The organism is Bacillus sp. MMSF_3328 (assembly GCF_030733525.1).
Lineage (GTDB): Bacteria > Bacillota > Bacilli > Bacillales > Cytobacillaceae > Bacillus_AB > Bacillus_AB infantis.
In genome coordinates, this window is the sequence record NZ_JASHIV010000028.1 from 36,563 (window position 1) to 49,971 (window position 13,409).

Below are 13,409 nucleotides of genomic sequence, written 5' to 3' on the forward strand. Positions count from 1 at the left end.
CAGCTCCTTTTATATTCTTTTACCCAATACAATATAGGAGTTACCTACTCTTGCCAGGAGAACCACATCCCCGGCAACCGGAGTATAAGATGACAAATAAGGATAGGCTTTTACAGAAGTAGCCGTTTCCCCCTCAAAAATAATCCTCGGTCTGCCACTCGAATAAGCCGGATCTATCTGCCCGAGCTTAAACGTGGTGTCCATATTATTGAGGATATAGTCATCCCTTTTCCTTTCTTTCTTGTGTTGCGTTTTATCAATTAACAACGACAAAGCATTCACTAGGTCATTGGAATTTTTGAGCCGTAACATTAGACATTCACCACCCTCCGGACTTCATGCTCCATTAAGGCTCCTGCTTGTAAGGCAAAACGCCAGGAAGTTTCAGCATACTTTCCATTGATTCCGAGTGTGCTATTCTCCAACAAAATCACGTTCTGAAAACCGTGATATGGCATAATAGCCGTTGAAAAACGAACCTTACCAAATATTTGCGAGGCTTCAAACGCAATCCTCTGAACAAATTCATCGAGTGCTGCCTGGTCTGCAATTTCATCGACTTTCCGGTAATCAACAATAGTCCGGCCTCTGCTCACGGTGGAAGTTACACTGTCTGGATTATCGTTTGTATAGGTGGAAGTTAATGAGGTCGTATTCTGAGAAGTCGAGTCCACGCTTGTATAAACGGCAACCCACTTATTCGGAACAGAATACAAGTCCAATTCTTCCTCCACTCCATTTGCAACCATAGAGAATTGGTCCTCCATATATCTAAAATCAGCCTCTCTATCAGAAGGGCTAATGTACTGTTGAGCCGTGAAATAGCCGTATTCATCGACATACAAAGGCGTGAAGTTTATCGCATTTAAAAAGTCGGAAATCGGCTTGGTCTTTTCGGTGCCTGGCTCATATTCAACATCGTTCGGAAGCGTTCTGTCAGAAGCTCCAATATTGTATTTCGTAATTCCGGCTCCCTGGAGAATGCCAATCACGGCATCCGTATATTTCGTTCCGGCTCTTGCTATATAACGGTCTGTGAATTTATCTTCTTCCAGGATAACAATGCCATCGTATGCCTCAATATCACGGAAAACCTGGTTCCCATCCTCTTGCTTTTTCGGTGAGGACAGGAGATAAATGCCTAATGAATATTCCACCCATTTACCTTCCATGAGGACACGACTGCCATCTGAGTTTTGAACATATTTATCCGGTAGCTTGAACAAAGCAAAGGGCTGAATCCTGTTATTCAGATAATTAATGTCATCCGGTGAGGTTTCTCTCAATCGGATTCGAGCCGTTCTCTTAACTGTATTGAAGGCATTCATTTCAACCTCGCAATGCTCAACATTATCTAGCTCACGGATCTTGTTCTCATTTACATCCAACAAATCAAACCGGAACTTTACAAATCGGCTTCCGGATTTGGCATGGAACATATTATATAAATCTTCTTCGGTATAATCGTAGGTCAAATGCTCCGGAACCGTAACAGGCTCAGGTTTCGGTGGTGGTGGAGGAACAGGCTCGGCACGGAAAACTTGCAGCTCTGCATAGTCAGCTCCAAGCGTTACGCCACTAACGGCTTGCCAATCACCCATAACCTCAAAATTCGGAGCATTAGCTCCCCCACTTGAACCATAGGAGAAGGAAGTCGAGCCGTCTGTTGTCAAAGCATAAAGGACTGGCCCAAGATAACCACCATTATTCAAGACATTTTTTATTCCTGTCTGCCCACCAACGGCAGCATTTGAAATATCCCAACGATTCCACCCTACCACCAAACTCTTGGTCAAATTCGGATTTGTCGCATCATAAGCCGGAATAGGAGTTGTTGTTGTTTTTGGATTGGTCGCTAATTTATGAAAACCTAATCGGGCTAACCCGGCAGTCGTTGTATTAATGTTTAAAAAGGCTGTCGGTGTACCCCTGGAAGTATTTAACGAGTTTTTAATATCAGTAAGGAGCATCCAAATATATGTTGTGAGCCCGGAAGAACCACCTGTATAAATGGTTTTATCCGTATCCCCCATATAGGCTCCTGTTGTTTGACGATAGGCTGCATTATCGGTAATCGTATATTTCCTGGAAGTGTATGCAATTGCTGGGTCTACCACGGAATTGACCGATAGCATACTGATATAAACCCGATTATCGGAGCCAATATGTTTTGCTATATTCGTAGTTTCGATGGTCACATATCCGGCAGCAGTTGCATTAAACGTGATTTTACTTGCTTCATCCCAAGCTCCGGCAACGTGATCCCAAAACTTTAACGTAAACGGCTGATTTTGCAGACCTTCCACTCTAAAAATAAGTTTTTCAGCCGGAGTCGGTTGAGCCGTTACCTCAAACTGAAATAAATATTGGATTTTATGACCATTGTTTGCCCCATTACTCGGGGAAATGGTATAGCTCATATTGGTTGAATCATCGGAAGAAATTGCCGGATAATCCCACCATTCAGCTCCAAACTGAGTAGGCGTGAGCTCGGTGGAAGCCAATCCATTAACCATGATTTTTCTTGTATTGTCACCGGAGGCTCTGCCCACAAAATTAATAACCTGGTCCGGAGTTTCAACAGGCACCGTCATATCTACCATCGTATAAATGACATTCGGGCTCCAAGTCGTATCCTGGTAATTATCCTGTGAAACGACATTCACTTGAATATTTCCACCAATAGGCGTTGTTACGGTAATATCTTTGGTATTGGTACCCTTCCCTACCCAGGCTTTCCATGCTCCCCCAATATAAATATCAGACCCAATATAATCGGAGTCTGCCGGAGGTGTCCAGGAAACTGTAATAGTCGTATTATCCTTCTGTGTTACCGTCAAATCAGTAACAGGTTTCGGAGGCATTATCAACGCTAATTCTTGGGTAATGTTGTGGTCTAAATCATTCGTGCCGTGTGACACCCCATGTGTATCTGCATCCGAAATCATGGCATATTGCCAGGCTACATAATTTGACCATCCACCCAATGTTGCCGGAGTATAGCCATCTGTTTGATTCCATTCTGCCAACCACAAAGGCATAATTGCCAATGCTTGAAGGTCGGCCGCACTCATGCCCATTTGCTCGGTTTCGGTCAAAAAATAACGATTGGCATATATACCAATCGCTCTTGCTTTTGTTTTAGACCGGAAATATGTCCGGAAAAACAATATCCAATCTTTCAATTGTGTTCCGGTCATGCCCCAGGCATACGGATAACCCCAAGCCGTTTCTTGTTTCCACGGCTCCAGGATAGCATCGTACTGAGTCGTGTCTACTAAAAGTGAGCCGTAAACAGTACCGGAACCATTAGCAATGGCTAATTTCCTTTGACGATACGTGTTTTGCCAGGTCGGATCTACAACATCAGCTCTCCGATTCGCAATAATCACCATTTTATCGGTTTCAATTTGCTCCGGAGTTTTGCCTGTATTGTTCATTGCTGCAAAGTCAGCTAAAATCAAATCTTTTACTGTTTGGGGAATGCTTCCACTCTGTACGGCTATATCAAAAAGAAGGGCAAAACCCCTCCTAGTCCACAAACCATATTCATCCATCCATTTAACTGCCTGGTCAAAATACCAAACGGCTGCCTCTTTTTGTCGGTCAATGGACTCCTGTGTTTTCCCTAAATTCTTAAAATACGTGTTCCACGGCTCAATCACTTTATGCTTATTTGCCGGGTCGGAAATTCTATCACCAAACGCAATCTGGTCGGCTTTGGTGAAATTGAGTACCATGTTTACGAAATAGTCATAGTCAGCCTGGTTGGTAATAGCCCCTCTAACCACACTCGGATATTTATTAATCAAGTCTTTCCAAATTGGCTGCAATGTGCCGGAGCCGAAATTATATTGTATAGCTCCATGAGAAATACCCTGGCCGTCAAAGTTCCCACCTGTCACCCCGAATGAATCCGGTGGACTTGTCGAGGTTTCCATTAACGCTGTCAATGCCAGGGTATTCTCTCTCATTTCAGAATCCGGTGTAATGGTAGCCTCGTCATACTTATTACCGGTATAGGCTTCCACATCAATCATCGGTATCAAATCACCGAAATTACCTGTTCCATATGCCTCCTGGAGCTTATCAATAAATAACTGTGCCTGTGCTTCGGCATCGGTTTTTAAATCAGCCCCAGGTGTTGGTCTAGCGAAATAATAACCACCGGAGGGCACACCGTATTGTTTTGCTAAACTGACATATTCCTTGAATTTCACATCGGCTTTTCCGTCTGAACCATAAGCCCTTATATATACAAATTTAAAATCGGTAAAAAATTGTTGTGCATTGGTTATGGTCTGCCAGGAGGATATATCAGCACCTAATAAATCATTCGGTCCTCTTGCTTTCATGGCTTACACTTCCTCATTATATTCAACCCTTTCCGGGCTAAATTTGACATTGTAACCATCGGGAAATCTATCATCTACATCCACGGCATCCACCGTGACAAACTCTCTCCTACCCCTGGCATCACGGTAAAGCATGGTTTCTTTTGAGTCGATAATCTCCAATAATACATCCAACGAAACCCGGTCACGCACCGTAAAATTTAGTGAGATATTCCAAGTTTCAAAGAGTCCAAATTCTGCAACAGGAAATGTCCTTCCGTTGAATTGCATCATTTGCCTCTCTTTCTTCCGGCTCACGGATCTGCTCGGATTGTACTCCAACCTCACCACTCGTAACGGATTGGAAGCCAGGGAAATTACCGTGTCACTCAGCGTTATCAAAATCGTATTCGTCAAAGAATCTTGGAACGTACCATTATCACCCCAGGCTCGGACATAATACTCATAGGTCACGCCACTAGCCGGAGTATAATCACGGAATGCCCCATTATTCGATACATTGTGAGCAATTCGTACATAAGGGTCATCGGTTCCATACACCCTACGGTAAATATCGTTATATTCAACGTTTGGCTCACCAACAGTTCCTGTTACCGGGTTATTAATCCGAATATCAATGGCTCCTTCTTCTACCCATTCAAATAGGGTAACTTCGGGCGTTGCCGGAGTTGTAAATGAAGTATTGACTGTGACTTCTGCCCAAGCTGACCACAATTCAGTTGATAACCGGGTTCTTAATCGAATCTGATAGCTTGTATTATTCAGAAGGTCATAGGGGATTTCCACCACTCGATTATTGGAAACCTGGCTTTCAGTCCATACCACGATTCCGGCTTGAACAAGCTGCAATTCATATTCATCCTGCTCTGCTGCAGTCCAGGTCACGTTGACTCTTGAAGTCGGAATAATGGCATTCATCACCGGGCTTGAAATAACCGGAGCATCGGAAGCCTCGGTTGCATTAAAAATGGCAGTCGCTGACCACGGACCAACTAAACTCGCCTGGTCATAGGTTCGCACTTGCCATTCGATTGCTCCCTGTGGGAATGTATTCGCAGCTACAAGCCTTGTTTTGCTAGTCGTAGAAATTTTTCCACTCTCATTCCAAAGCTCATTTCCTTGCAGTCTCCAACGGAAATCATAGGCACTCTGACCATCAGCGTCATTATGCACCCAAGAAAAAGTTATCGCCTGTGTTCTGTCACGTTGAGCACCACCCACCGGAGCTAAATCAGTCGGAGCTCCTGGGGCTTTATTGTGACTGATCGTAAACAGAGAAGAATATGCCCACGGTCCGGTTAATTCTCCATCATTGGCTCGTAAGGCTACCTGGGCATTGGTTCCCTCGGCATAGTTGGTAAAATCGACAACCTTATTTATCACACCATAGGCACCAAAACCAAGATATTGCCATGTTCCGGAGCCATCTCGAATACCCCACTCATAACGGAGTCCGGTTGAGGATTGCTCGGCATCGGCCGCAGCCGTACCTTTTAATTCAAATGTCTTATCGACACTTTGCCCGGCAGTTGGAGCCGTAATTTTCGGAGCTCCTGGAGCCGTGTTCCATGTTCCTGTAACTTCTATATAAATATGGAATTGGTTGTTTGTAACACCGTAGGCTTCCCCCTGGGTAGCACCATTCCCACCATAAAGGACTGGTCCGGTATATCCGGCATTCATAATATTTTTAAATCCGGCTGTACCTTCGGTTTGTAAGGGAGCGTCTGTTAAGTCAATTCGTTGCCAACCTGTTCCCAAAATCGGATGAATATTTCCGTAACGATAAAAGGGCAATCCATTGGAAGCCTTGTTGCTTCCTTCCTTGTGATAACCAACATCAAACTCGGCACCCTTCGTAACATAAACATTCAAATAAACTCTTGCAGCCGTTTTGGAAGAATTGATTGCAGCCAAAATACCGTTTTTATCAAACCCTAAATAAGAGTGAAACCAGGAGCCACCACCAACACGAATCGGGTTACTCGCTCCATAGTAAGCTGCATTGCTAGCCGTATATTGACCCATCCAGGTTGCTTTAAATGTTTTACTCGCCATTTAATCACCTACTCCTAACCGTTTGGACAATTCCATTAACCACTTGGATTAATGCAGCCACATCGGTTATTTCGTCAGCGTTGATTTGCCAATAATGAACGTGTTGCTCGACAAGTTGCTGACCTTGTGGAGCTCCACTAATTACGCTTTTTAATCCTTCCATTTGACCAAGTTGTTTTCCAAAATTAGCAATTCCGTTTCCAATGGTTGAGGCATTAAATGTTACGCCTGTTTCCATTTTTGCCGGAATATTCGTTACGGCATTTGCCACCGATTGCCCGAGCTGCTTCGCTTTCTCAATGGCTGCTCGAATCATATCATCCAAACCGAGAATGAAACCTTGTCCTGTATTTTGACCAATATCAATCATCACTCGTGACGGTGATTTCAGTTTCAGTTTGTCACGGATGGCACCCTCAACGGCTTTTGCAATCTCCTGGGCTTTGTTCTTCACGGATCTAAGCATATCGCTCAGTCCATTAATTAAGCCTTGAACCACATTTTTACCAATGTCATATAGATTGATAGATTTTACCTTTGCTATTACATCGGTTTTCATTTCTTGGAACTTGCCTGGTATCTTCCCTACCCAGGTCACAATTCCGTTCCACATATCCTTTATTTTCTGAATCGCATTATCTTTGGCGTTTTGGAAGCCATTCACTACATTGTCCTTCGTCTGAGTGACAAAGCTCACGACTTTGTTTTTTCCGGATTGGAATAAATTCACGGCTCCGTTCCACAAATTCGTGACATATTGAATGACCGTATTTTTAAGCAAATTCCATATATTAATAGCCTGGTCTTTTACGGCAGTCCAAATTGCAAGAAGCCCTAATTTCAGTCCGTCAAAATTTCCAGTGACTAGCGAAATAAAAACTTGAATAATTCCGAGGACTAATAACTTCATATTTTCCCAGGATTGGACAAAAAACGTGATAAAAGGTTGCAGAAATGCCATAATTCGGGAACCTAATCCGGCAAAGAAATTAACGATTCCGTCAATCATATTTTGGAACCCGGTTTTCATGGATTCCCACCAAGCCGGAAGGGTCGTAGTTGCCCACTCAATAACTGAGGCAAAGGCATTTTTTATGGCAGCCCAAACTTTATCAACCAACGCCCGAAATGCCTCATTTTTGTTGTACAAGGTGACAAAAACCGCTATGAGCCCGACAATTAATGCCACTACCCAGGCAATCGGATTGGCTAAAAAGGCAGTATTCAGTAACAACATTCCATATCTTAATAGAAAGGCAGCATTCCGAACCGCCCACATGACCGTCTGAAATAAAACCATAGCCTTTCTTACACCGTCAACAATGAGAGCCGTAGTCTTAAACGCTACAAATCCGGCAGCAATTCCAGCTACTAACGGAATGAAGCCTTGCCATTCCACAATCTTAGCCGCAATATCGGTTATGATTTTCAGCACCGGAGGCAAAACGGCAGCAACCACTTTCCAGGCAACGGCAATCGCTCCACCTACCATTTGAAGAATTGGAGCCAAGCCGATAAAAATTCGCTTGAAATTTTCGACTGTTGGTTGCAGATCGTGAATAAACTTCGCAACAGAAAGGAAAAAGTTTTCAATTTTTAAGGCTGTATCCGGACCAAATGCACCATTTAGAGTCTCCTGTACTCCCTTCCAATCGCCTTGCACGGCTTGAAGTGCAGCACCCATGACAGGAACAACGGATTCCATTCCTTGTTTCAATTTCTCAAACAAAGGCTGAGATACGGTAACGGCTAATTGCCCCATGCTATCCTTCGCATTGGAAATTAAGCCATTAAAGGAATGAGATTGTATCTCCATTGCCCCACCATATCGCTCTCGCATAAGAGCAAAAAGGGCTTCATTCAAGCCTTTCATATCCGTAATTTGTCCGGAGGCATTTACAATCTCTTTCTTGCCCATTGAAGCAGCCTTATCTATTAACATTTGCTTAGTGATACCGAACTCTTTCAATCTTTCAAGTTCGCCTGTCTGAGCATCGGCAACTGCCTCGACTGCTTGCATAAGAGGTTTACCCATCGCACTTGCCATATCTCCGGTAGCTCCCAATACATCCTGGGCTTTCAATCCATAGGCTTCTAGTCTAGTAGTCGCTTCCACAATGTCCGGAATTTCAAAGGGCGTTTGAGCTGCAAACTTCTTCGCCCAAGCTAGAGTTTCCGCAGCCGTTTTCGCAGAACCTTGTACGATGGTCAGCGTATTTTCATATTGTTCCATTGCAGCATTTGCCCCAATGGTCGCTTCATAGGCTCCACTTAAACTACTTTTGACCGTTTCAAAGAGTGCGAGTCCACCCATTATCCCTGTTGCGAGTGAAGCAGATCTTTTCAGAAACCCAAAAAATCCTCCTACTTCCGACCTCGCCTGTCCACTGTTAGCCGTAATGTCTATATTGGCGTTACCGACATTAGCCATTTCGGTTCACCTCCTTGCCTTTAGCCTTAACATTAAACCTAATACTAGAATTAAAATTAATATTAGAATTAATGTACATTTTGACCTTTCCACCACATTCCGGTGACAAACTTGCTTTCTATTTCAATTCTCTTACGGCTCTGTTCCATAGCTTCCTCGATGGATGGAGGAAGGATTTTATTAAACTCTTTCCCTTTGTTAAACACGGCATCCAGGACAAGCAATGTACTCTGAAAACCTTCTAACACTTTCGTATTATGGTCATCAAATTGCTCTTTCTGTGCCTGTTTAAATTTCCGGGTCAACCAATCAGGGCTATGCTCCAAGACATATTCCTCGGTATAGTTGAAATGCTTCGACACAAATTCAATCTGTTGGATAAAGGCATTTATGAATTTTTCCCATCCGCTTGTGCTGCTGCCAGGGCTTGTTGTCTCATTTCCATTAGCTTCATCCGATTCTCTTGCCTTTGTTTCAGCCAATCGCCCAGGCTCTCCGGCATTTCCTTGTTGAACATTTTCGCCATGAGCTGACGAATGAGGGAATAAGTTTTTTTTAAATTGGTTTTCTCCACATACACCAATAACACTTCGAGCATTTCATTCTGATCTAATGCCAAAACTTCTTCTTCCGACATATCAAGCGTAATGGCAAATATCTTCACCAATTGCTTTTCGTCTAGCGTTTCCAGGACAACCGCGAATTTTTCTAAATCCTCCAGGTTTTCATCAATCAGAATTTCCCGGCATTGGCTATATAGCTTCGAGCCGTCAATCCCTAAGAATTTTACGATTTTGATTATCTTTAACATGGACAGTTTGGGAATGTCTAAACTCTGCCCATCGGACAGAGTGACACTCCCAATTTGACTATCCAAATCGAGTGATTTTAATTTTGTTTCCATAAGCCCTCCTATTAAAGCACTTGCTCAATTTCGTAATACACGTTTTCATTTTCAGCCTGGCTTCCATCCGGATAAGCTGCCACACCCAATGGAAGAACACGCTTCTCAGCTCCAAAGACCTGCTCCTTGTCATCCCCTGTGATTTTACATTTACGGAAAACAGCCATATACAAGGAACCATCTTTCTTTTGGCTAATCAACGCATAAGTGTAAAACGGAATATCATTGACTGAGCCGTACCCAATTCGTCTTGTGGCTAATTCAGTGACCGGGGAAACGGCTGCTGCTGCTGCCACATCAGCCGTAACAGGTCTTGTTAATGTCACCGCACTTCCAGTTACGGAAGCAATTCGGTATGTTTCTCCACCAACTTGCAAATATTGTCCTTCCGTAAATCCGGCTGCCTCTGTCAAATTCAGAATGGTTCCTCCGGCAGTCGTTGCCGATGCCGTGGTGGTGGAGGTTCCCAGGACAGGAGCCGTTTCAATAATCGTTCCACCAATTAATGCAAGTTGACGATTTTCCACGGTATTTTCAGCCAGGTTCGTTGTAAGTGAATGAGTCCACCCGGTAATATCCGTATCAACAGGACCCGAAACCTGGTCAACCGTGAAGTCCTCTGTTTCAAAGGAACGATTGATGGTAATACCTTCAGTTGTCGCTCCTAAATCTCTCCATCCACCCATGAGCGAATAAGGCGAATTTAAACTCATAACCTCTGCAATGGTATCCGGGTATGTTCCATCCCAGGCTTTCACGACTAATCGCCCTGGGCCACCAACGATGTTCTCGGAATTAACGGAATAAATGTCAGCCATTGTTTACATTCACCCTTTCAAACTTCCAATTGTTTAATGCCAATAGTTGCTCGGCTTCTTCCGGAGTCAGATCCTGTCCAACATATAAAATCTGCCCGGAGCTAATATCAATTTTTTGGGAATGGTCATCGTGTTTGGTAAAACGTAAAACCGTAGCTAAATTGCCAATCTGAGTCGGTCCGAATGCTTGAATAGCCTCACCCTCCACGACTTGAACACGAACCGGTTGCTGAATTTGTGTTTGAGCTCTCTGCTCTCCGGCTTGGTTCCGAGCTTCATCACGGCTAATTTCAGCCTGGGCTTCTTTGGCTTTTTGCTCACCCTGGATTTTTTCACCTGTGCTTAATTGGTACCAACCTCCACCAACGTGCTTCGGCTCATATGGAACTTGGTTAGAATTAGCATTAGTATTAACATTATTTTGAGCATTAACATTAGAATTAGCGTTAGTTTCAGCATTATTTCCAACGTTAATTTGAGCGTTATTATTAGCATTAGCCTGGTCATTAGTATTAACGTTATTTTGGGCATTAGGATTAGTATTAGCCTGTTGCCTCACCATTTGAGCCTCGGCTTGTTGTTGCTGAATGGTCACTTGATTTGATTGTTTCCATTGCTCATATTGTGCATAGGCTTGTTCTCTGCCTTGAACTTGGGAACCATCCGGCAATTGATACCAACCGTTACCTAAATCTGTTGGAACAATTTGAGTTTGCACTTGGTCGTTCGTTTGTGGTACATTTCCCTGGACTTGTGGTGCATTTTGTTGTCGTAAAGCCTCAGCGTTAGCCTGTGGATTTACCGGAGCGTTTGCCACGGACTGATTTTGAGTATTCGCATTAGGATTAGCATTATTATTAACATTAGAATTAGCATTCACATTAGGATTAACATTTGTCTGAGCCTGGTTTCCTGTCGTTGAGTTATTCTGAGCACTCTGACTCTGCAAATCAGCCTGTGACATTGTTCCACCTGTATTAGCAGTTGAGGCATTGCCTGTATTGGCAGCAGATTGAGCTTGATTTGCATTCCCTTGATTATTTGCATTAATCGGATTTCCTGTATTATCAGCCATTTTTCAACTCTCCTTTATACTTCCATAGCTTCTATATTCAAATAACACCAGGCTTCCGGCTTACCGGAGTCGGTATCAACACTTGGAATTGGATTACTTTCACGGCTTACCCATTTCACACGGATCTGAGTCATGGACTGTCCGTACATTAACAGATGATTCATGGCTTCAATGAGAAAACTCATAGCCGTTATATCGTCATTGGCTCTTACTAATAACTGCAAACGGTAGGCATCCGTACCCCCGGCTTGTTTCACCAACAGAGCCGGAAGTGCGATGCTAGATGGAAACGTATTTCCGTAAATCCGCAAACGAGTTTGAAAATGAGATTTCAATAATCGTATTGCCGGAGGAACAGGGTCCACATACTGAATCATGGCTTATTCCTCCTGTTCTGCTAGAATATTCTGTACTTCCACATAAGGAAATGATTCTTCCACATATTTATACATTCACTCACCACCTACAAGCCCAACGTATTTTTCACCTGGGTTTCAGCTACACGCTGCATCCGGTTTTTACCCACATCGAGCCCTCTCATAAAAATGCTATAACGCTTTTCCAAGCTCTCGGCATATTCCACATCGGCTCCGGCAGTCAATTTTGTGGACTGAGCTCCTTCTTGAATATCCCAAATTGGATTAGAAGGGCTTCCGGTGGAGTACCCTATCGAGTTAATATAAAGCCCGGTATCAATATGGTCCTCAGCTCGGGTAATGCCCTTTGCTTCATCAGCCCATACCATTCCGGCAGCTTCTACAGCATTTTTTCTAGCCTGTACTAATCTCTGTGGAGCATTGGACTGAAACCAACGTATAGCTCTCGGGTCAATATTCACTCTGATATTAAGTCCATCTCTAGGCATAATTCACATCACCTCTCGAAAGTTGGAGCTCGTAATGATGTAATTTTCTCAGAGAATAAACGGCATGAATGTCGCTCACATTGAATGTTCCCTCAGCAACCACGAAACCGTCTTTATCAATCACATTTGTTACCTGGGTATCTGTTGTCACTCTGTCATCCGGTCCTAAAATAAGGACATAAGACAAGGTAATGTCTTTTCCGTTTTCATCCTGGATGACTCTCGTAGTCAACTGATCCAAACGACAGGCCACCACTTTTTCACTAGGTTCTGAAAAAATGGGTCTGCCGTAATCATCCTCCCCATTTTGCTGACCAGGAATTAAAAGGGTTGCCCGGTGTATGAGAAGTCGTTTGATTCTCATAAATTATCACCCCTCAATATCGGTCACATAGGCATGAGGATTATCGTCATTTCTTTTTCTAGCCCTGGAAGGTCCATTCACCGAAAATAAATTAAGACCAATGCTACCTCTTAAACTTATGAGCAATTGGTCTAATTCCGGATTCCCTGTGCCCTCACCTTTTCCACCAAGATTATAAGAATAGGTTCCGATTCTCTCAGAAGTCATTCCTGTAAAATTGGCTTCTTTTACTTCGATTTGGTCATTCATCCATATATATTCAACTAGCAAAACCGTGACTCTATTCAAATCTATCAACCTATCGGGGTCAGTTTCATCCCGATAATTTTTTCCTGTATATCGTCTGAGGTACGCATTAGCCAGGTCAATATACTTTTCGATTTTGGCATCCGAAAGAGCCGTAACCTCACCAAAAGAAGTTTGGTCACGGACTTCCGTTACCGTTGCGAATGCCATTACTTATCAGAGCTCGTTTCGGAAGTTTTGCCGGATTGCTTTGCCCGAGCCTTGTCAGCATCAGCCTGGCTTCCGATGGTATC

12 protein-coding genes are annotated in these 13,409 nt (G+C 43.4%); all 12 read right to left on the minus strand.

What is annotated here, in order from left to right:
- Positions 1 to 9 precede the first annotated feature (9 nt).
- The 12 genes from RBB45_RS24350 to RBB45_RS24405 all read right to left on the minus strand — a co-directional run bounded on the left by RBB45_RS24350 (position 10) and on the right by RBB45_RS24405 (position 13,326).
- On the minus strand, positions 10 to 312 hold the full coding sequence (locus RBB45_RS24350; RefSeq protein ID WP_306010529.1) for a hypothetical protein: 303 nt from the start codon (positions 310 to 312) through the stop codon (positions 10 to 12).
- A complete protein-coding gene (locus tag RBB45_RS24355; protein WP_306010530.1) occupies positions 312 to 4,355 on the minus strand; it encodes a GH25 family lysozyme in 4,044 nt (1,347 codons plus the stop codon). Before RBB45_RS24355 ends, RBB45_RS24350 begins: the two co-directional genes overlap by 1 nt.
- A gap of 3 nt (positions 4,356 to 4,358) precedes the next feature.
- Positions 4,359 to 6,413 (minus strand): phage tail protein, encoded by a 2,055-nt coding sequence (locus RBB45_RS24360; protein WP_306010531.1) that lies wholly within the window; start codon positions 6,411 to 6,413, stop codon positions 4,359 to 4,361.
- A 4-nt stretch (positions 6,414 to 6,417) separates the two neighbouring features.
- Positions 6,418 to 8,844, minus strand: a complete 2,427-nt coding sequence (locus RBB45_RS24365) for a phage tail protein (protein ID WP_306010532.1) — start codon at positions 8,842 to 8,844, stop codon at positions 6,418 to 6,420.
- A 68-nt stretch (positions 8,845 to 8,912) separates the two neighbouring features.
- On the minus strand, positions 8,913 to 9,149 hold the full coding sequence (locus RBB45_RS24370; protein WP_306010533.1) for a hypothetical protein: 237 nt from the start codon (positions 9,147 to 9,149) through the stop codon (positions 8,913 to 8,915).
- Positions 9,150 to 9,232: 83 nt separating this feature from the next.
- A complete protein-coding gene (locus RBB45_RS24375; protein WP_306010534.1) occupies positions 9,233 to 9,748 on the minus strand; it encodes a hypothetical protein in 516 nt (171 codons plus the stop codon).
- 11 nt (positions 9,749 to 9,759) lie between these two features.
- A complete protein-coding gene (locus RBB45_RS24380) occupies positions 9,760 to 10,506 on the minus strand; it encodes a hypothetical protein (protein WP_306010535.1) in 747 nt (248 codons plus the stop codon).
- Between the two features lie 52 nt (positions 10,507 to 10,558).
- Positions 10,559 to 11,641 (minus strand): hypothetical protein, encoded by a 1,083-nt coding sequence (locus tag RBB45_RS24385; RefSeq protein ID WP_306010536.1) that lies wholly within the window; start codon positions 11,639 to 11,641, stop codon positions 10,559 to 10,561.
- Positions 11,642 to 11,655: 14 nt separating this feature from the next.
- The gene (locus RBB45_RS24390; protein ID WP_306010537.1) at positions 11,656 to 12,018 is read right to left on the minus strand and encodes a hypothetical protein; all 363 of its coding nucleotides are present in this window, start codon (positions 12,016 to 12,018) and stop codon (positions 11,656 to 11,658) included.
- Positions 12,019 to 12,104: 86 nt separating this feature from the next.
- Positions 12,105 to 12,506 (minus strand): hypothetical protein, encoded by a 402-nt coding sequence (locus tag RBB45_RS24395; protein WP_306010538.1) that lies wholly within the window; start codon positions 12,504 to 12,506, stop codon positions 12,105 to 12,107.
- Positions 12,499 to 12,870: a hypothetical protein gene (locus RBB45_RS24400; RefSeq protein ID WP_306010539.1), complete on the minus strand. Its 372-nt coding sequence runs from the start codon at positions 12,868 to 12,870 to the stop codon at positions 12,499 to 12,501. The genes RBB45_RS24395 and RBB45_RS24400 overlap by 8 nt, the downstream gene beginning before the upstream one ends.
- Positions 12,871 to 12,876: 6 nt before the next feature.
- Positions 12,877 to 13,326, minus strand: a complete 450-nt coding sequence (locus RBB45_RS24405) for a head-tail connector protein (protein ID WP_306010540.1) — start codon at positions 13,324 to 13,326, stop codon at positions 12,877 to 12,879.
- Between the last annotated feature and the right edge of the window lie 83 nt (positions 13,327 to 13,409).

What these genes read in the sequence shown, in the direction of transcription:
- RBB45_RS24365 (WP_306010532.1), bottom strand. Translation starts at nt 8,844, where the DNA reads ATGGCTAATGTCGGTAACGCCAATATAGACATTACGGCTAACAGTGGA.
- RBB45_RS24385 (WP_306010536.1), bottom strand. Translation starts at nt 11,641, where the DNA reads ATGGCTGATAATACAGGAAATCCGATTAATGCAAATAATCAAGGGAAT.
- RBB45_RS24375 (WP_306010534.1), bottom strand. Translation starts at nt 9,748, where the DNA reads ATGGAAACAAAATTAAAATCACTCGATTTGGATAGTCAAATTGGGAGT.
- RBB45_RS24350 (WP_306010529.1), bottom strand. Translation starts at nt 312, where the DNA reads ATGTTACGGCTCAAAAATTCCAATGACCTAGTGAATGCTTTGTCGTTG.
- RBB45_RS24390 (WP_306010537.1), bottom strand. Translation starts at nt 12,018, where the DNA reads ATGATTCAGTATGTGGACCCTGTTCCTCCGGCAATACGATTATTGAAA.
- RBB45_RS24405 (WP_306010540.1), bottom strand. Translation starts at nt 13,326, where the DNA reads ATGGCATTCGCAACGGTAACGGAAGTCCGTGACCAAACTTCTTTTGGT.
- RBB45_RS24395 (WP_306010538.1), bottom strand. Translation starts at nt 12,506, where the DNA reads ATGCCTAGAGATGGACTTAATATCAGAGTGAATATTGACCCGAGAGCT.
- RBB45_RS24360 (WP_306010531.1), bottom strand. Translation starts at nt 6,413, where the DNA reads ATGGCGAGTAAAACATTTAAAGCAACCTGGATGGGTCAATATACGGCT.
- RBB45_RS24400 (WP_306010539.1), bottom strand. Translation starts at nt 12,870, where the DNA reads ATGAGAATCAAACGACTTCTCATACACCGGGCAACCCTTTTAATTCCT.
- RBB45_RS24355 (WP_306010530.1), bottom strand. Translation starts at nt 4,355, where the DNA reads ATGAAAGCAAGAGGACCGAATGATTTATTAGGTGCTGATATATCCTCC.